Source organism: Actinomadura sp. 3N508, from assembly GCF_044326375.1.
Classification (GTDB): Bacteria; Actinomycetota; Actinomycetes; order Streptosporangiales; family Streptosporangiaceae; genus Spirillospora.
In genome coordinates, this window is the sequence record NZ_JBIRAX010000012.1 from 1 (window position 1) to 17,867 (window position 17,867).

Sequence of the window (17,867 nt, forward strand, 5' to 3'; positions counted from 1 at the left end):
GCGGGGCCGCCTGGCGGGACTTCAGGCCGGGCCTGGCGCGACTGGTCGCGGCACGCCTACCGAGCTTTCCCGCTGGCCGGATACGAGTGCGGTTGGTTCCACGCCGCGCCGCCAACCGGCGGGATCGGCTGGGCGGGGCCGCCTGGCGGGACTTCAGGCCGGGGCTGGCGCGACTGGTCGCGGCACGTCTAGCGGGCCCTTCCGCCGGGCGGATACGTGTGCGGTTGGGATCCACGGGCCGTGCTCACAGCCGAGTCGATCGGGTGGGTCACCTGAAACCTCCAAGCCGGGGCCGGGGGCGACCAGCGGAGCACGCCTACCGGGCCCCTTCTCCGCCAGGCTTGTGTGCGGTCGATATTTGCGGCCCCGACCGGTGGTGGGATCGGTTGGGCGCCTGATCGATCTTGAGGCCGGGTCCGGGTGGCTAGTCGCGGCACGTCTGCCGGGCCTTCGGCCGCCCGATGCGTGCGGGCGGTATTCAGGCGCCAACCGGTGGGATCGGGTGGGCCGCCTGACGAGCTTCAGGTCAGCTCAGGTGCGGCTGGTCGCGGTGTGTCCACCCGGCCCTTCCGCCGGGCGGATACGTTTGCGGTTGGTATCCACGGGCCGCGTTGCCAACCGGCCCGATGGGCTGGGCCGCGTGACCGTTCTCCAGGTTGGGCTGGGGGCTCGTGCGGCGCGGCTGCCGAATTTTCCCGCCGCTGGATAGGCGCACGATCGACGCTCGCGGCCGCCAACCGGCGGGACTGGGGAGGCCGCCTGGTGGGACAGGTCTGGGTGTAGGGCGACTGGTCGGGGTGCGGCCAGCGGACTCGCCACCTGAGACGTGCGCGGTTGATGTTCATGGGCTGCCAACCGGTGGGGTCTGGGCGGGGCATGTCTGCCGGGTTCTCGTGTTGCCCGGGACGTGTGCGCGGTCGGTATCCATGCGCTGCCAACCGGAGCGGGTTGGGTGTCTGTGGGTGTTCAGGCTGGGTCTGGGGCTACTGGGCGGGGGGAGCTTGTGGGGTGGTCGTTTGCGGTGCGGCGGCGTAGGAGGGTTGCCCAGCGGGGGCGGTCGCGGTCTGTGGCGGGGGCGCCGCGGACCTCGGTGCCTGAGACCTCGGCGGCCTCGGCGGCGGCCAGGTACACCGGGAGGACGCCTGTGCCGGGCTGGTCGGCCAGGTCGGGTTCCAGGCCCAGTGCGGCGGCGATCGAGGGCAGGACGGCGGCGGACGCGGACGCGTAGCCGCGGGCGGACGGGTGGTAGCGGTCCTCGCTGAACATCGAGAGCGGGTCGGCGGCGAACTCGCGGCCCAGCAGGTCGCCCAGGGAGATCGAGCGGGCGCCGCGTTCTACCGCGGCGATGGTCTGGGCGGCGGCTAGCTGGCGGCTGGCGCGGCGGGCGATCCACTTCAGCGGGGGCATCAGAGGCTTGACGGAGCCCAGGTCGGGGCAGGTGCCGACGACGACGTGGCTGCCCGCGGCGCGGAGGCGGTCGACCGCGTCGGCCAGGTGGCGGACGGAGTCGGCGGGCGGGATGCGGCCCGTCACGTCGTTGGCGCCGATCATGATGACGGCGATGTCGGGACGGGTCTGCAACGCGCGGTCGACCTGGCCGCGGAGGGACGGGGAGCGGGCGCCGGAGCGGGCGACGTTCGTCAGGCGGACGGGGCGGTCGGCGATCGCGGAGAGGCCGGTGGCCAGGAGTGCGGCCGGGGTCTCTTCCGGGGTGTGGACGCCCAGGCCCGCGGCGGTCGAGTCGCCGATCATGACAAGGGAGAGCGGTGTCGTTTCCAGCGTGCTGCCGTAGACGCCGTCCGCGGGTGGTGGGTCACTGTTGGGGGTGGCCTCGATCATTCTGCGGGCCAGTTTCGCCTCGACCACGACCAAGCCGAAGGTGATGCCGCCCACGGCGGTGATTCCGCCGCCCCCGTACGCAGCGGCCGCCGCGATGCGGCGTGCCGTGAATGCCCTCAACATGCGTCGCTGACCCTCCGTGATGACCTTCTACCCCCGGGCCGCCGCCTTGATGCCTGCGGCCCCCGGCTCGGCTACCTTCGGAAACGGGGTCCGTCCGGACCCGCGTCCCGGGCGCCCTGCGTGAAACAGGGACGCGACCATTGATTCGGCACACTGAACGACAAGGATGTCGCGGTGCAGGTACACGATTCGCTCGTCGAGCTGATGGGCAACACTCCACTCGTCCGGCTGCGCAAGGTGACCGACAGCGAGGGGACGGGCCGTCCGGGAGCCCAGGTGCTCGCCAAGGTGGAGTACTTCAATCCCGGTGGGTCGGTGAAGGACCGGATCGCGGTCCGCATGATCGATGCGGCGGAGCGGTCGGGGGAGCTGCGGCCGGGCGGGACGATCGTGGAGCCGACTTCCGGGAACACGGGGGTGGGGCTCGCGATCGTGGCGCAGTACCGGGGGTACCGGTGCGTCTTCGTCTGCCCGGACAAGGTCGCCCGGGACAAGGTCGACGTGCTGCGGGCCTATGGCGCGGAGGTCGTGGTGTGCCCGACGGCGGTGTCGCCCGAGCATCCCGACTCGTACTACTCGGTGTCGGATCGGCTGGCGGCGGAGATTCCGGGCGCGTGGAAGCCGAACCAGTACACCAATCCGCAGAATCCGGTGTCGCACTACGAGACGACCGGGCCGGAGATCTGGGAGCAGACTGAGGGGCGAGTCACGCACTTCGTGGCGGGGATCGGCACCGGCGGGACGATCAGTGGCGCCGGCAAGTATCTGAAGGAGGTCTCCGGGGGACGGGTCAAGATCATCGGGGCTGATCCTGAAGGGTCGGTGTACTCAGGGGGGAGTGGACGTCCCTATCTCACCGAAGGTGTGGGGGAGGACATCTGGCCCGAGACCTATGACCGGGACATCTGCGACGACGTCATCGCCGTGTCCGACAAGGACTCGTTCAACATGACGCGGCGGCTCGCCCGTGAGGAGGCGCTGCTCGTCGGCGGGTCCTGCGGGATGGCCGTGGTCGCGGCGCTGCGCGTGGCGGAGCGGGCCCGGCCGGACGACGTGGTCGTGGTGCTGCTGCCGGACGGCGGCCGCGGGTACCTCACGAAGATCTTCAATGATGAGTGGATGGCCGACTACGGCTTCCTCATCCCGGCGACCGAGGAGGCTCGGGTCGGCGAGGTGCTGACGCGCAAGGGGCGGACGCTGCCGGAGTTCGTGCACGTCCACCCGCACGAGAGCGTGCAGACCGCCATCTCGATCATGCGGGAGTACGAGGTGTCTCAGCTTCCGGTGATGAAGGAGGAGCCGCCGGTCATGGCGGCGGAGGTGGTCGGGTCGGTGGTGGAGCGGGACCTGCTCGACATCCTGGTCAGGGAGCGCGCGAAGCTGACCGAGCCGGTGGAGCTGCACATGTCGGAGCCGCTGCCGACGCTCGGGTCCGGCGAGCCGGTGAGCAAGGCCGTCGGGGTGCTGGAGAAGTCCGGGGCCGCCGTGGTTCTGGTCGACGGGAAGCCCAAGGGGCTGGTCACCCGGCAGGATCTCATCGCGTTTCTGGCCGGGTCCGGAGGGTGACGCGGGCATAAGGAAAGCGCCGGAGGCCTCTTGGCCTCCGGCGCTTCTTTCTTGGAGGATGTCGGGTTGCGCGGCCCGGCCGGTGGGCGGCATTTCGGGGCCGGGCCCCCCAACCCCACGCCCGTCTGTGGGGCGCCGGGTTACCGGTGCCCGGACGGGAGGTAGTCCTCCCGCGTGTCGGACTGCTTGAGCTGCTTCTTCGGCTGGTCGCCGTGCCCCGGCCACCAGGCCCGGTGGCCCAGCAGGGCGGTGAGGCCCGGCACCAGGAACATCGCCATCACGAAGGCCGACAGCGCGATCCCCAGCGCGATGGAGAAGCCCATCTGCTGCAGCATCGACACCTTGGCGAGCAGCATGACCGAGAACGTCCCGGCCAGGATCAGGCCCGCCGCGGCGACCGTCGGGCCGCCGTGCTCGACCGCCAGCGCGGCGGCCTTGCGCGGCTCGTGGCCCTCCTTGGCCTCCTCGCGGAGCCGCGCGGTCATCAGGATGTTGTAGTCGGTCCCGATGGCCAGCACGAACAGATACAGCATGATCGGCAGGTGGAAGATCTCCCCGGGCTGGCCCATCAGGCCCTGGAAGACGTACACCGCGGAGCCCAGCGTCGCGGCGAAGCCGAGCAGCACCGCCGGGACGAGGTACAGCGGCGCGACCACCGAGCGGAGCAGCGCCAGGAGGATCAGCGCGATCAGCGCGCCGGCGATCGGCAGGATCACCGACAGGTCGCGGTTGACGACCCTGTTGATGTCGCTGTAGATCGCGGTCTCACCGCCGACGAACACCTCGGTGCCCTCGGGCGCGATGTCGTGGACGGCCGGTCCGAGATCGTTCTTGACCAGGTTGATCGACTTGTTGTCGACGGGGTTGCCGTTGAGCACCAGGTTGACCTGGGCGACCTTCGGGTCCTTGCTGGGGGTGGCGGGCTGCACGCCGCCGACGCCCGGCAGCGACTTCGCCTTCTGCCCGAACGCGTCCAGCTCGGCCTTCTCCAGCGGCTGGCCGTCGGTGGACCGGATCATGACCTCGACCGGCGTGTTCTGCCCGGCGGGGAAGCCCTTCTGCAGGTCCTTGACGGCCTGCGCGGACTCGGTGTCCTGCGGGAAGCTGGACTGGAAGTCGTAGTCGGACTTGAACCCGATCGCACCGGACGCCAGCGCGACCATCAGGCCCGCGGAGACGAGGGCGACCATGGCCGGGCGCTTGCCCACCATCCGGCCGATCCGCGCCGAGGTGGTGGCCTTCGGCTGCTTCTTCCAGGACTTCGACGGCCAGAACACCGCGGGGCCGACCAGCGACAGGATCGCGGGGAACAGCGTCAGCGAGGTGACGCCCATCACCAGGACGCCGATGGCGAGCGACGGGCCCCATGCGGCGAAGATCCCGAAGGAGGCCAGCATCAGCACCAGGAACGTGGCCGCGATCGCGGCCGCCGCGGAGGTGATGACCTCGCCGACCCGCTCCACCGCCGAGATCAGCGCGGTCTTGCGGTCCTCGCCGGCGCGCAGCCGCTCCCGGTAGCGGAACAGCAGGAACAGGTAGTAGTCGGCGCCGACGCCGAACAGGACGATCGTCAGGATGATCTGGAGGCTGTCGTCGCCGGAGAAGTCCAGCACCTTGGACGCGGCCCCGATCAGCCCCATCGACACCTGCTCGGTGGCGATGATCACGATGATCGGCAGGATCGCCGCCAGCGGCGCCCGGAAGATCAGCAGGATCAGGCCGATGATCAGCCCGAAGGTGGCGAAGGTGATCAGCACGAAGGACTCGGTGAAGGAGTCTTCGTTGTCGACCCAGGCCGCGGGCTCACCGCCGACCTTGGCCTCCAGCCCGCTCCCCAGCTCCTTGGGCAGCTGGGTGCGGATGTCCTTGATCGCCTGACTCTGCTGCTTGGCGGACTCGCCCCCGGTCGTCATCTCCACCGGGACGCTGATCAGCTGGATGGACTTGTTCGGCGCGACCGCTTGGGCGCCGGTCTCGAAGCCCTTCACGGTCGGGTACTTCTTGGCCGTCAGGTTCTGCGCTGCCGCGGCGATCTTGGTGCTGTCAGCGGGGGTGATCTGCCCGCCGTCGGAACGTTGCACCACGATCAGGGCGGACGCGTCCGCCTGGTCCGGGAACGCCTTCTCGGCGATCTCGGCCGCCTGGACGGACTCGTACTTGGACGGCAGGAACTCGCCCTGGTCCGACTCGGTGGCGAGCTTGGGGGACAGAACGATGATGAGGGCCGCGGCCAGGAGCCATGCCCCGATCGTCCACCATGGATGTCTCACGACGAAGCGCGCGAGCCCAGCGAACATGCGAATTCCTTAGTTTCAGGGTGAAGTGGTTCGGGTTGGGATGTTTGTTTCAGGTTGAGGTGGTACCCGTAAAACGGTAGAGAACCGGACGGGCTCTGTAGTCAACCCCCGAGCCGAAATAGTGGCTGATACTTGCGGGGGAGTGCCTCATCCTCTAGGAGGGGAGTGGGCTGGATAGCCTCGTACCCATGGACAACGAGGTTCATCAGACTACCCGCGGCCTGCGAACCGGTGACGGTCGGGAGGCGAACGGCGGACGGCGGCACGGCTTCGACACCGTGGCACTGCACGCCGGTCAGGAGCCCGACCCGACCACCGGCGCGGTCGTCCCGCCCATTTATCAGGTCTCGACCTACAAGCAGGACGGCATCGGCGGGCTGCGCGGTGGCTACGAGTACTCGCGGTCGGCGAATCCGACGCGTACCGCGCTGGAGGTATGCCTCGCCGAGACGGAGGGCGGCGCGCGGGGGCTGGCGTTCGCGTCGGGGCTCGCCGCCGAGGACGCGCTGATCCGGGCCGTCTGCCGCCCCGGCGATCACGTCGTGATCCCGAACGACGCGTACGGGGGGACGTACCGGCTGTTCGCCAAGGTGGCCGAGCCCTGGGGGGTCGCGTTCGATCCGGTGGCGCTCGGGGACGTGGACGCGCTGCGGCGCTCCCTGCGGGGCGATACGAAGATCGTTTGGGTGGAGACGCCCACCAATCCACTGCTCGGTATCGCCGATATCGCGAAACTGGCGGAGGTCGCGCACGATGCGGGGGCGCTGCTGGTCGTCGACAACACGTTCGCCTCGCCCTACCTCCAGCGGCCGCTGGAGCTGGGCGCCGACGTGGTCGTCCACTCGACGACGAAGTACATCGGCGGGCACTCCGACGTCATCGGCGGCGCGCTGATCGCGGCGGACGCGGAGCTGGGGGAGCGGCTCGCGTTCCACCAGAACGCGATGGGCGCCGTCGCGGGGCCGTTCGACGCCTGGCTCACCCTGCGCGGGATCAAGACGCTGGGCGTGCGGATGGACCGGCACTGCGCCAACGCCGAGCGGATCGTGGAGATGCTCGTCCGGCACCCGTCGGTGCGGGACGTGCTGTACCCGGGGCTGCCCGATCACCCGGGGCACGACATCGCGGCCAAGCAGATGCGGGCGTTCGGCGGCATGGTCTCGTTCCGGATGGAGTCGGAGGACGCCGCGGTGCGGGTGTGCGAGCGGACGGAGCTGTTCACGCTCGGCGAGTCGCTCGGCGGCGTCGAGTCGCTGATCGAGCATCCGGGCCGGATGACGCACGCGTCGGCGGCCGGGTCGCCGCTGGAGGTCCCCGCCGATCTGGTGCGGCTGTCGGTCGGGATCGAGGACGTCGACGACCTTCTCCACGATCTCGATCGGGCGCTGGCCTGAGCGTTCGTCCGGGCCCGGCTGGGCGTTCGTCCGGGGCCCGGCCTGGGCGTTCGTCCGGGTGCCGGCCTGGGCGTTCGTCCGGCCAAACGAGTTGATCTTCCCCCGGGTGGTTGATCAAACCTCTATAATCAGCGCGCCAGGTTGGTGAAGAAGGGGCCCGGGGTGCGCAAATCACTGGTCAGTGGGGCGGCGTTCGCCGCGGTGTGTGTCTCCGCCGTCGCCGTTCCCGCGGGAGCCCACGCGACGGCGCCGACGCCACCGGCACCGTCCGTTCCGGCGGTGGCGCCGTCTGGGGAGCCGGTGACCCCGGAATCCGGGTCGCCGTCGACGTCGTCCACGTCCATGCCCCAGGGCGGGACGCCGGGCGGGCCGTCCGGCGGTCCGGCCGCGCCCGACGGGGAGCCCGACGGGACCGTCACCGCCCAGGCGGTCATGGTCACCCCGGCGCTGCCGAAGTCCCGCACCTACGCCTACGGCAAGGCCGCCGCGCAGCGGATGGACGCGTACTGGCGCGACGCCGGGCCGCGCGCCACGCCCCGTCCGGTGGTGCTGATCCTGCACGGCGGCTACTGGATGAGCGGCGACAAGGGCGGCGGCTGGAAGTACTTCGCGCGGCGGCTGACGGAGCAGGGCTTCGTCGTCGTGTCGGCGAACTACCGGCTCGCGCCGAAGGCGCAGTGGCCGGCGCAGCGCGACGACTCGCTGTCCGCGCTCGCGTTCATCAAGAAGCACGCCCGGCTGTGGAACGCCGACCCGCGCCGCGTCGCCGTCCTCGGCTCCTCGGCCGGGGGCCACCTCGCGACCCAGATCGGCGCGTACGGGACGGGCGGCCAGCAGGTGCGCGGCGTGATCGCGCTGTCGCCGCCGAACGACCCGTTCCTCGCCTTCCAGGACGGCGCGAACCCCGCCGCCACGCTCCAGCAGGTCAAGCTGCGGCGCGCCGTGACCGCGCTCGTCGACTGCGTGCCCGACTCGGTCTCCGGCGTCGCCGGCATCGCCGCGGACTGCCTGGCCCGGCTGGACGACGCCAGCACCGTCACGCACGCCTCCGCCGGCGACGCGCCCATGCTGCTGCTCCACGGCAGCGGCGACTTCGTCCCGGTCACGCAGAGCACGGGGCTGGCGAGCGCGCTGCGCGCCGCGGGCGTCCAGGCGACGGTGAAGACCGTCGAGGGCGACCTGCACGCGGCGCAGATGCTCGAGGACGCGGACACCTGGCCGCTGATCGTGAGCTGGCTCAAGAACCACGTGAAGCCGCGAGACTAGAAGTTCAGCCGTTCCAGACCATCAGGACGAGGATCACCAGCCAGATCAGGGACACGACGCCGGAGAGGGCGGCGATCCTGCCGCGCTCCACCTGCGCGATGTCGCCTTCCGGGGCGGCGGCGGGCTTGGCCGCCTGCTTCTCGTCCTTGGCCTCGGTCGTCTCGCCGTCCTCCGCCTTGGCCGCGGCTGCGGGCTCGGGCTTCTTGGCGGCTGCGGCCTCCAGCAGGTGCACCGCCTTCCGCTGGTCGCGGTCGACGATCAGCAGCAGCACCAGCGCGACGATGAACAGCGTCATCGACGCAGACAGCCAGACCTCCGCCAGGTCGCCCTCGGCGAGCAGCAGCCCGAACAGGAAGATGCCCAGCGCGCCGATGCCGTAGATCTGCGTCGTCCGGTGCAGGTACCGCACGACGGACGCGTTGCGCTTGCGGATGTAGCGCGGGGTCGAATGGGTGGCGGCGGTGAGCGGCCCCAGCGTGAAGATCGCGAAACCGATGTGCAGGAAGAGCAGCAGGCGGTCGGAAGTCGACATGAGGCCGACCCTAGCCCTGTGACGCCCTTACACGGGGGGTGTGGGGGGTCGTCCCCCCACAAAAAAGCAGGCGCTAGCGGCGGGTGCGGCGCACCCTTAGGTAGTCGCTTACGACGTACTCGCCCAGGCGGTCGGCGTCGGGGGCGAAGACCCGGCCGCCGTTGCGGCGGGCGACCTCCTCGACGAACGACACCAGGCGGCGGTCTTCGGCGAGCATGAAGAAGTTCATGCAGGCGCCGCGCCGGGTCATCTTGTCGACCTCCGCGAGCGTGAGGACGAGCGTGTCGGTGGACGGCGGGTAGTCGAACAGCGAGCGGCCGTCCGGGCGCAGGTGCGCGGTGGGCTCACCGTCGGTGACGACGAGGACGATCGGCTCGAAGTCGGGATGCTGGTCCAGATGGCGTCCGGCGATCATCAGCGCGTGGTGCAGGTTCGTGCCCTGGACCATGTCCCAGTCGAGGCCCGCCATCTCCGTGGGGTGCAGCACCCGCGCGTAGTTGGAGAACCCGATGATCTGGATCGCGTCCTGCGGGAACTTGCTGGTCACGAGGGTGTGCAGGGCGAGCGTGGTCTGCTTGGCGACGGCCCAGGTGCCGCGCAGCACCATCGAGTACGACAGGTCGACGAGGAGGCAGACGGCCGCGCCGGTGCGCCGCTCCGTCTCCTGCACCTCGAAGTCGTCCACGCTCAGCCTCACCCCGTTGGCGGGACGGGCGGTGCCGGGGCCGTTCGAGCCGTTGCCGTGGACTTTCGTGAGGTCGGGGGCGGCCGGTTCGACCACTTTCGCGGTCGCCAGCCCGGCGCTGTCGGTGTCGCCCGTGCCCGGGTCCATGGCGCTGCGGCGGATGGCGTTGCTGACCGTCCGGACCACGTCGAGGGGCTGCTCGTCGCCGAAGCGCCATTCGCGGCTGGAGCCGGTCAGCTCGCCCGCCTGGCCCGCGTCCTGCTGGTCGTGGTCGCCCTGCCGGCCGGTCGTCAGCTGGGCGAACACGCGGCGCAGCGCGGTCTCGCCGAGCCGCCGCACGGCCTTCGGCGTCAGCTCCAGCTTGCCGCGCTTGCGCTGCAGGTAGCCCTGCCGTTCCAGCTCGGCCTCGATGCGGCGCAGCGCGGCGAGATCGTCGACGGCCTGCCGGCCGAGGGCGCGCCGGACGGCCTCCTCGTCGATGTCGTCCAGCCGCGCGCCCGGGTACTCCTGCCCGAGCGCCGCCTCCAGCTCGCTGAGGTCGGCGAGCTCGGCCAGCGCGGTCGTGGCGTCGCCCATGCCGAGCGGGTCGTCGCCGGTCATCTGCTCGGGCTGCCCCCAGCCGAGGTCGGGACGGCGGGCCCGCAGCGCGTCGCCGAGCCGGGTCATCTCCATGGCGAGGCCCGCGTCCTGCATGGCCTGCTCCATCAGCCCGGCGAGCTCCGCGCGCTGCTCGGGGCTGAGGGAGGCGAGCAGCCGGTCCATGGCGGCGGCGCGGCGGGCGAGGGAGTCGACGAGCTGTTCGAGGTTCTGCGGGTCGTCGGGGAACATGTCCCCGTACTCGTCCATGAACCGGTCGAAGTCTTCTTGGGTGTGCTCGCCGCGGGCGTCGCGCTCCAGCATCCCGTTCAGCGCGGCCATCATGTTCTTGACGCGTTCCATGGCGGCCGGGTCGGGGTTCGCGAGGGCCTGCTTCATGCCCTGGAACTGGGCGTCGAGGACTTCGCGGCGCAGCAGGTCCTTCAGTTGCTCAAACGTCTGGCGGGCGGCGTCGGAGCGCCAGTCGTAGTCCGACAGCCGCCGGATCGCCTGGGAGGTGTCGGACGGCAGCGTGTCCAGCTCGGCCTCGCGGAGCCGCGCGTCGTCGCTCGGGTCGGGGAACAGCTCGGCGCGTTCCTGCCCGATCGCGGTGTCGAGGAGCGCGCGGGCCTGCTCCAGCGTCCCGTCGAGGCGGCCGCGGTCGCGGAGGGCGCGGCGCCGCTCCCGCACCTGGCGGAGCATGTCGTCGAGCCCGCGTCGGCCCTCGGCGCCCGGCAGGCCGCGCCGCAGCAGCTCGCGGAGCGCGTCGTCGGGACGGGTGCCGTCCAGCACCGAGTCGCCGAGGGCGTCGAGGGCGGAGCGGACGTCGTAGGGCGGGGCGAGGGGGTCGGGCCCGTCCTCGTACGCCCCGTAGCGGTAGCGGCTCATCGAATCCCCTCGCGGGTGGAGATCTCAGGTGCGGTAGGTGGCGGTCCCGTCCGCTCGCCCGCCGGCGACGTCCTTGGACAGGCGCCGGGTGAGGAACAGCCCCTCCAGGGCGAACTCCAGTGCGGCGGCGGCCTGCCCGGGGGACTCCCCGCTCATGCCGAGCCGCTCCATCATCTTGGCGAGGCCGGGGACGTGGCCGATGCGGCGCAGCAGCTCCGCCGCCGCGACCAGCTCGCCCGACTCGACGGACTCGCCGTTGTCGAACTTGTCGAGCAGCCCGGTCAGGTCGGCGGGGCCGAGCGTGCGGCGGTAGGTCTCGGCGACGGCGCGGCGCAGCAGGTGTTCGAGGACCTCCTGCTCGCGGCCCTCCTCGCTGACCTCGAACTCGACCTTGCCCATCAGCGACGGGACGATCGCGGTGAGGTCGCAGACCCGTGCGACGGCGTGGTCCTCGCCGGTGAGGGCCGCGCGGCGGACGGCGCCCGCCGCGACGGTCTCGGCCCCGGCGAGCGCGAACCGCGCCGACACGCCGGAGCGGGCGTCGACCGCCGTCGACTCGCGGACGAGGCGGGTGAACCGGCCGATGATCTCGATGAGATGGTCGGGCACCTCGGCGGGCAGCCCGGCGAGGTCGGCGAAGTCGGACTCCTGGCGGATCAGGGCCAGCTCGGCGTCCAGTTCGAGGGGGTAGTGGGTGCGGATCTCGGCGCCGAAGCGGTCCTTCAATGGGGTGATGATGCGGCCGCGGTTGGTGTAGTCCTCGGGGTTGGCGGACGCGACGAGCAGCACGTCCAGCGGCAGCCGCAGCGCGTAGCCGCGGACCTGGACGTCGCGCTCCTCCAGGACGTTCAGCAGCGACACCTGGATGCGTTCGGCGAGGTCGGGCAGCTCGTTGATGGAGAAGATGCCCCGGTTGGTGCGCGGTACGAGCCCGAAGTGGACGGTCTCCGGGTCGCCGAGCGTCCGGCCCTCCGCGACCTTGATGGGGTCGACGTCGCCGATGAGGTCGCCGACGCTGGTGTCGGGCGTGGCGAGCTTCTCGCCGTACCGGTCGTCGCGGTGCTTCCACTCGACCGGCAGGTCGTCGCCGAGCTCGGCGGCGAGGCGGCGGCAGCGCACGCACACCGGCGCGTACGGGTGGTCGTTGATCTCGCAGCCGGCGACGACCGGGGTCCACTCGTCCAGCAGGCCGACGAGGGTGCGGATGAGGCGCGTCTTGCCCTGCCCCCGCTCGCCCAGCAGCACCAGGTCGTGCCCGGCGAGCAGGGCCCGCTCCAGGTGCGGGAGGACGGTGTCGTCGAACCCGAGGATGCCGGGGAACCGCGGCTCGCCGGATCGCAGCCGGGCGAGCAGGTTCCGGCGGATCTCCGCCTTCACGGACAGCTGGACGTGACCGCTGCTGCGCAGCCCCCCCAGGGTGGAATCGCGCGGTGTTGATGATGGCACGCGATCGACACTACGTCGCGGGTGTGCGGACTCGCACCCCACGTTGGACGATTCGTCCGCTATGCCGGTGCAGGCACCGCGCTTGCGCCGTCCCCGCCGCCGGGGGTGGATGTTCGGGTTTGGGTGGATACCCGGCTGGAGGGAAGACTGGGGGGAAGATTGAGTGAGGAAAACTGGTCTCGTGAATTTGGCGAACTGGGTGAGTACTTTCATCCGGCCCGCCGCGCAAGCGTGGTACGTGCAGACACCGAGGATGAAGTACTCAATGGAGGGAGGCGGCGCCGATGGCGCGATTCGGTGATGGCCTGGCCCTCGGACCCGACCTGTCCAAGGCGGCCGTGTCCGCGGTGGAACAGGCGCTCGCGCCGCTCAGCGCGGCGCCCGACCTGGTGTGCGTCTTCATGAGCGGGGACGATCCCGGCGCGATCGAGGAGGCGGCGCTCGCCGCGGCGCAGGCCGCCGGGCCCGCGGTCGTGCTGGGCTGCAGCGCGTCCGGGGTGATCGGCGCCGGGCGCGGCGTGGAGGACACCGGCGCGGTCAGCGCGTGGGCGGCGGTGCTGCCCGGCGCGCGGCTCGACCCGTTCCGGCTGGAGACGCTGAAGGCCGACGACCGGCTCGTCGTGGTCGGCATGCCCGAGGGGCAGCCCGACGACGTCGTCGGCGTCCTGCTGACCGACCCGTACAGCTTCCCCGTGGACGCGTTCGTCGAGCGCTCCGAGGACGCGCTGCCCGGCCTGCCGCTGGTCGGCGGGCTCGCCGAGGGCGCCGTGCGCGGCGACGCGCGGCTGTTCGTCGGCGGCGAGGTGTACGCGGACGGCGCGGTCGGCGTCGTCATCGGCGGCCCCGTCGCCGCCGCCACCGTGGTCAGCCAGGGCGCCCGCCCGATCGGCCCGGACATGGTGGTGACGCGGGCGGAGGAGAACGTCCTGTACGAGCTGGCCGGCGTCCCCGCGCTGGAGAAGCTCGAGCAGATCGTCATGGAGCTGCCGGAGGAGGAGCAGGAGCTCGCCGGGCGCGGGCTGCTGATCGGCGTCGCGATGGACGAGTACGCTGACGAGCACGAGCACGGCGACTTCCTCGTCCGCGGCGTCGTGGGCGCCGACACCGACAGCGGCGCGATCGCGATCGGTGACGTGGTGGACGTCGGGCGCACCGTCCGGTTCCAGGTCCGCGACGCCGGGGCCGCCGAGGAGGATCTGTCGGCGCTGCTCGACCGGTTCGACATGGCGCCGGTCGAGGGCGCGCTGCTGTTCGCCTGCAACGGGCGCGGTCAGGCCATGTTCGCCGACTCCGACCATGACGCTCGGGTTCTCGACCACGCGTTCGGGCCCGCGGGGGTGGGCGGGTTCTTCGCCGCCGGGGAGATCGGGCCGGTCGCCGGGCGCAACCACGTGCACGGGTTCACCGCGTCCATCCTGGCGTTCGGGCGTGCGGGAGAGCCTGCGTGAGCGACAGTCCGCCGCCGTCCGGACAATCGAATCCCGTGCTCGCCGTCGACATCGGCGGGACGAAGCTCGCCGCCGCGCTCGTCGAACCCGGCGGGCGCGTCGCCGCCTACGACCGCGTCGCCACCCCGAACCCGCCCGTGTCCGATCCGCACGCGCCGGATACCGGGGACCTGGACGCCGAAGGGCTCTGGCGGACGCTGGAGGCCCTGCTCGGCAAGCTCGTCGCCGACGCGGGGGATCCGTCGCTCGCGGGCGTCGGCGTGGGCTGCGGCGGGCCGATGACCTGGCCCGCCGCCGAGGTGTCCCCGCTCAACATCCCGGCCTGGCGAGGTTTCCCGCTGCGGGCGCGGCTGCGCGACCGGTATCCGGGGCTGCCCGTCCGCATCCACAACGACGCGATCTGCGTCGCGGTCGGCGAGCACTGGCGCGGCGCGGGGCGCGGGCACGACAACGTCCTCGGCATGGTCGTGTCGACCGGCGTCGGCGGCGGGCTCATCCTCGGCGGGCGCCTCATCAACGGCGCCAGCGGCAACGCCGGGCACATCGGCCATGTCGTCGTCGACCCCGGCGGGCCGCCCTGCGCGTGCGGCGGGCGCGGCTGCCTGGAGGCCGTCGCGCGCGGGCCCGGGCTGGTCGCCTGGGCGCGCGAGCAGGGCTGGCGGCGGGGGAACCCCGGCCGGCTGGACAGCACCACGGCCGGAGCCGAGCTGGCCGCCGACGCGCGCCGCGGGCATCCGGTCGCGTCCGCGGCCATGCGGCGGGCCGGGCGCGCCATCGGCATCGCCATCGCGTCCGCGACGCACCTCTGCGACCTGGACGTCGCGGCCATCGGCGGCGGCCTGTCCCAGGCGGGGTCGCTGCTCTTCGACCCGCTGGAGGAGGCGTTCCGGACGCACGCCAGGATGGAGTTCGCGCGGCACGTCCGGATCGTGCCCGCCGCGCTCGGCCAGACCGCCGGACTCGTCGGCGCCGCCGCCCTCGTCTTCGCGCAAGATCGTTACTGGTGCGATCGGGCCGCGGGATGAGCGGATCATGGGCGATGATCGTGGGATGAGCACTGGGATGAGCAATGTCACCGTGGACGATGTGCGCGCCGCCCGGGAGCTGCTCCGCGGGGTGGCCGTCAGCACCCCGCTCATCCCGTCCCGGGCGCTGTCCGAGCAGCTCGGCGGGCCCGTCCTGCTGAAGTGCGAGAACCTGCAGCGCACCGGATCGTTCAAGATCCGCGGGGCGTATGTGCGGATCGCCGGGCTGAGCGAGCGCGAGCGCGCCCGCGGCGTCGTCGCGGCCAGCGCCGGGAACCACGCGCAGGGCGTCGCGCTCGCCGCGGCCATGCTCGGCTGCAAGGCCACCGTCTTCATGCCGGACGGCGCGCCGCTCCCCAAGATCGCCGCGACCCGCGGCTACGGCGCCGAGATCGTGTTCCCCGGTCCGACCGTCGACGACTGCCTCGTCGCCGCGCAGAAGCACGCCGGCGAGTGCGGCGCCGTGTTCATCCACCCGTTCGACCATCCGGACGTCGTCACCGGGCAGGCCACCATCGGCCTGGAGGTCATGGAGCAGTGCCCGGACGCCCGGACGATCGTCACCCCGGTCGGTGGCGGCGGGCTGCTCGCCGGCATCGCGGCGGCGGCCAAGGGCCTGGCCGAGGAGGCCGCGCGGGGCCGGGGCGGCGGCGAGACCAAGCTGAAGATCATCGGGGCGCAGGCGAAGCGCGCCGCCGCGTTCCCGCCGTCGCTCGCCGCCGGGCGGCCGACGCAGATCGAGATCGAGCCGACGATGGCGGACGGCATCGCGGTCGGCCGCCCCGGCGACCTCACCTACGCCATGTTCACCGACCTCGTCGACGCCGTCGTCACCGTCACCGAGGAGTCGATCTCGCAGGCGCTGCTGCTGTGCCTCGAACGCGCCAAGCAGGTCGTCGAGCCCGCCGGGGCGGCCGGGGTCGCGGCGCTGCTGGAGCACTCGTACGCGGTCGAGCCGCCCGTGGTGGTGGTGCTGTCGGGCGGCAACATCGACCCGCTGCTGCTGTCGAAGGTGCTGCGGCACGGCCTCGCCGGGGCGGGCCGCTACCTGGTCGTCCGGTGCCGGTTGAAGGACCGTCCGGGCGCGCTGGTCACGCTGCTGAGCGAGCTCGCCGAGCTGGGCGTGAACGTCCTGGACGTGATGCACGAGCGCGTCGCCGCCCGGCTGCCCGTCGAAGAGGCGGAGGTCCTCATGCACCTGGAGACGCGCGGCGCCGACCATTCCGAGGACGTCATCGCGCGGCTCCGCGAGCGCGGCTACACCCTCACGCTGAGCTGACCGTTCGCGCGGCCGGGCTCAGCATGAGGGTGCGCCACGGGGTGGCTACAGTGCGGGCTTGCCTTCGGAGAAGAGCCACGCCTTGGCCCAGGCGTCCAGGTTCTTGCCCGACAGCTCGGCGGCGAAGCGGACGAAGTCCTCGGTCGAGGCGTTGCCGTGCAGGTGCGCGGCAGGCCACGCCTTCAGCAGCGCGCTGAACGACTCCTCGCCGATCGTCTTGCGGAGCACGTGGAGGGCCATCGCGCCGCGGTCGTAGACGAGCCCGTCGAAGATGTGGTCGCGGCCCGGGTCGGCGACCCTGCCCTTCCACAGGCCGTCGGCCGCCGGGGTCGCGTAGAGGTCGTCGAAGCTCTTCTGGACGGGCGTGCCCTCGAACTTCTCGGAGTACAGCCACTCCGAGTACGTCGCGAAGCCCTCGTTCATCCAGATGTCGGCCCATCTCGCGGGCGTGACCGCGTCCCCGAACCACTGGTGGCCGAGCTCGTGGGCGATCAGGGTGCCGCGCGGGATGGTGCCCGGCCTGCGGAACAGGTCGTACACCGGGCGGCCCTGCGTCTCCAGCGCGTAGCCGACGCCGGCCTTCACCGCGATACCGCCCGTCGAGGTGAACGGGTAGCCGCCGTACATGCCCGCCTGGAAGTCGGTGACCTGGGCGGTGTGGTCGTGGAACTTCTGCGCGTCGTCCGGCTTGATGGCGAGGGCCTGGTCGGTGGCCGTCAGGTTCGGGGTGCCCGCGAGGGTCTTCCCGGTGAGGACGTCGTACTTGCCGATCGCGAGCATCGACAGCTCGCTGGCCATCGGCCGGGACATGTGCCAGCGCGCGGTCGTCCAGCCGTTCTCCGTCGACTTGCCGCGCAGGTCGCCGTTGGCGAGCGCGGTGAGGTTCTCAGGAGCGGACAGGACGAAGGTGTACGTCGCCTTGTCGGTCGGGTGGTCGTTCACGGGGAAGACCGTCGCGGCGCCGAACGGCTGGTTGAGCATCACCGCGCCGTCCGCCGTCGGGATCCAGCCGGACGTGCCGAGCGCGTCGTCGTTGATCGTCTGCGGGACGCCGGAGTAGGCGACGGTCACCGTGAAGGTCCGGTTCTTCCGCAGCCCCTTCGGCGGGGTGATCTCGAGTTCCTGCGCGCCCGTCCGGGTGTAGGACGCGTCGCGCCCGTCCACCTTCACCGACGAGATCGTGAGCGGGCCGAGGAAGTCCAGGTTCAGCCGGGACAGGTCCTGCGTCGCCTTGGCCCTGACCTTGGTGACGGCCCGGATCCCCTTCGTGGCCGGGTCGTAGCGCAGGTCGACGTCGTAGTGGGCGACGTCGTAGCCGCCGTTGCCCATGTCGGGGAAGTAGGGGTCGCCCGCGCCCGGCGCGCCCGGCGTGAAGTACGGCTGATCTTGATCCGTGGCGGTGGCGGGCGTCGCCGACACCGCGAGCGCCGCGCCGACGCTCAGCGTCACGGCGGCCAGCGCTCTGGGGGTTCTGCTCATCGACCTCGTCCTCGGTGATCCGCG

The 17,867-nt window shown here is 71.8% G+C and carries 14 protein-coding genes; 7 read left to right on the top strand and 7 right to left on the bottom strand.

Translation table 11 applies throughout. The features are described from left to right. Nucleotides 1–192, top strand: a 192-nt coding sequence (locus ACH34S_RS33800) for a hypothetical protein (RefSeq protein WP_395956941.1), incomplete at its 5' end; no start/stop codon positions are given. A 774-nt stretch (nucleotides 193–966) separates the two neighbouring features. On the opposite strand, the gene ACH34S_RS33805 is transcribed toward ACH34S_RS33800, so the two are convergent. Beyond that, the gene (locus tag ACH34S_RS33805) at nucleotides 967–1,962 is read right to left on the bottom strand and encodes an SGNH/GDSL hydrolase family protein (protein WP_395956942.1); all 996 of its coding nucleotides are present in this window, start codon (nucleotides 1,960–1,962) and stop codon (nucleotides 967–969) included. Between the two features lie 174 nt (nucleotides 1,963–2,136). Here ACH34S_RS33805 and ACH34S_RS33810 point away from each other — a divergent pair, with 174 nt between their 5' ends. After that, entirely contained in the window at nucleotides 2,137–3,528 is a 1,392-nt protein-coding gene (locus tag ACH34S_RS33810) for a cystathionine beta-synthase (protein WP_395956944.1), read from the top strand. Nucleotides 3,529–3,668: 140 nt separating this feature from the next. On the opposite strand, the gene ACH34S_RS33815 is transcribed toward ACH34S_RS33810, so the two are convergent. Next, complete coding sequence (locus ACH34S_RS33815; RefSeq protein ID WP_395956945.1) at nucleotides 3,669–5,825, bottom strand: MMPL family transporter; 2,157 nt, start codon at nucleotides 5,823–5,825, stop codon at nucleotides 3,669–3,671. A 188-nt stretch (nucleotides 5,826–6,013) separates the two neighbouring features. Here ACH34S_RS33815 and ACH34S_RS33820 point away from each other — a divergent pair, with 188 nt between their 5' ends. Next, nucleotides 6,014–7,219 carry a cystathionine gamma-synthase gene (locus ACH34S_RS33820; RefSeq protein WP_395956946.1) on the top strand — a complete coding sequence of 402 codons (1,206 nt, stop codon included), beginning with the start codon at nucleotides 6,014–6,016 and terminating at the stop codon, nucleotides 7,217–7,219. A 128-nt stretch (nucleotides 7,220–7,347) separates the two neighbouring features. Here the strand turns inward: ACH34S_RS33820 and ACH34S_RS33825 are convergent, their stop codons facing one another. Next, on the bottom strand, nucleotides 7,348–7,653 hold the full coding sequence (locus ACH34S_RS33825) for a hypothetical protein (protein WP_395956947.1): 306 nt from the start codon (nucleotides 7,651–7,653) through the stop codon (nucleotides 7,348–7,350). Between ACH34S_RS33825 and ACH34S_RS33830 the strand changes: the two genes are divergently transcribed. Further along, nucleotides 7,652–8,485 (top strand): alpha/beta hydrolase, encoded by an 834-nt coding sequence (locus ACH34S_RS33830; RefSeq protein ID WP_395956948.1) that lies wholly within the window; start codon nucleotides 7,652–7,654, stop codon nucleotides 8,483–8,485. The genes ACH34S_RS33825 and ACH34S_RS33830 overlap by 2 nt on opposite strands. A gap of 4 nt (nucleotides 8,486–8,489) precedes the next feature. On the opposite strand, the gene ACH34S_RS33835 is transcribed toward ACH34S_RS33830, so the two are convergent. From ACH34S_RS33835 to ACH34S_RS33845, 3 genes are all read right to left on the bottom strand, one after another. Next, a complete protein-coding gene (locus ACH34S_RS33835) occupies nucleotides 8,490–9,017 on the bottom strand; it encodes a hypothetical protein (protein WP_395956949.1) in 528 nt (175 codons plus the stop codon). A 73-nt stretch (nucleotides 9,018–9,090) separates the two neighbouring features. Next, entirely contained in the window at nucleotides 9,091–11,166 is a 2,076-nt protein-coding gene (locus ACH34S_RS33840) for a hypothetical protein (RefSeq protein ID WP_395956950.1), read from the bottom strand. A 24-nt stretch (nucleotides 11,167–11,190) separates the two neighbouring features. Further along, nucleotides 11,191–12,612, bottom strand: a complete 1,422-nt coding sequence (locus ACH34S_RS33845; RefSeq protein ID WP_395956951.1) for a sigma 54-interacting transcriptional regulator — start codon at nucleotides 12,610–12,612, stop codon at nucleotides 11,191–11,193. A 284-nt stretch (nucleotides 12,613–12,896) separates the two neighbouring features. Here ACH34S_RS33845 and ACH34S_RS33850 point away from each other — a divergent pair, with 284 nt between their 5' ends. The 3 genes from ACH34S_RS33850 to ilvA are packed head-to-tail and all read left to right on the top strand — an operon-like array spanning nucleotide 12,897 to nucleotide 16,364. Next, the gene (locus ACH34S_RS33850) at nucleotides 12,897–14,060 is read left to right on the top strand and encodes an FIST N-terminal domain-containing protein (RefSeq protein WP_395956952.1); all 1,164 of its coding nucleotides are present in this window, start codon (nucleotides 12,897–12,899) and stop codon (nucleotides 14,058–14,060) included. Next, complete coding sequence (locus tag ACH34S_RS33855) at nucleotides 14,057–15,085, top strand: ROK family protein (RefSeq protein ID WP_395956953.1); 1,029 nt, start codon at nucleotides 14,057–14,059, stop codon at nucleotides 15,083–15,085. The genes ACH34S_RS33850 and ACH34S_RS33855 overlap by 4 nt, the downstream gene beginning before the upstream one ends. Before the next feature lie 37 nt (nucleotides 15,086–15,122). Next, nucleotides 15,123–16,364 (top strand): threonine ammonia-lyase, encoded by a 1,242-nt coding sequence (gene ilvA / locus ACH34S_RS33860; RefSeq protein ID WP_395956954.1) that lies wholly within the window; start codon nucleotides 15,123–15,125, stop codon nucleotides 16,362–16,364. A 45-nt stretch (nucleotides 16,365–16,409) separates the two neighbouring features. Here ilvA and ACH34S_RS33865 read toward each other — a convergent pair whose 3' ends face one another. After that, complete coding sequence (locus tag ACH34S_RS33865; RefSeq protein WP_395956955.1) at nucleotides 16,410–17,843, bottom strand: M1 family metallopeptidase; 1,434 nt, start codon at nucleotides 17,841–17,843, stop codon at nucleotides 16,410–16,412. Between the last annotated feature and the right edge of the window lie 24 nt (nucleotides 17,844–17,867).

Bases quoted from the DNA above. Each gene is read 5' to 3' on its own strand.
- ACH34S_RS33850 (WP_395956952.1), top strand. From the start codon at position 12,897: ATGGCGCGATTCGGTGATGGCCTGGCCCTCGGACCCGACCTGTCCAAG.
- ACH34S_RS33840 (WP_395956950.1), bottom strand. From the start codon at position 11,166: ATGAGCCGCTACCGCTACGGGGCGTACGAGGACGGGCCCGACCCCCTC.
- ilvA (WP_395956954.1), top strand. From the start codon at position 15,123: ATGAGCAATGTCACCGTGGACGATGTGCGCGCCGCCCGGGAGCTGCTC.
- ACH34S_RS33815 (WP_395956945.1), bottom strand. From the start codon at position 5,825: ATGTTCGCTGGGCTCGCGCGCTTCGTCGTGAGACATCCATGGTGGACG.
- ACH34S_RS33865 (WP_395956955.1), bottom strand. From the start codon at position 17,843: ATGAGCAGAACCCCCAGAGCGCTGGCCGCCGTGACGCTGAGCGTCGGC.
- ACH34S_RS33805 (WP_395956942.1), bottom strand. From the start codon at position 1,962: ATGTTGAGGGCATTCACGGCACGCCGCATCGCGGCGGCCGCTGCGTAC.
- ACH34S_RS33830 (WP_395956948.1), top strand. From the start codon at position 7,652: ATGGTCACCCCGGCGCTGCCGAAGTCCCGCACCTACGCCTACGGCAAG.
- ACH34S_RS33820 (WP_395956946.1), top strand. From the start codon at position 6,014: ATGGACAACGAGGTTCATCAGACTACCCGCGGCCTGCGAACCGGTGAC.
- ACH34S_RS33835 (WP_395956949.1), bottom strand. From the start codon at position 9,017: ATGTCGACTTCCGACCGCCTGCTGCTCTTCCTGCACATCGGTTTCGCG.
- ACH34S_RS33825 (WP_395956947.1), bottom strand. From the start codon at position 7,653: ATGACCGCCTGGGCGGTGACGGTCCCGTCGGGCTCCCCGTCGGGCGCG.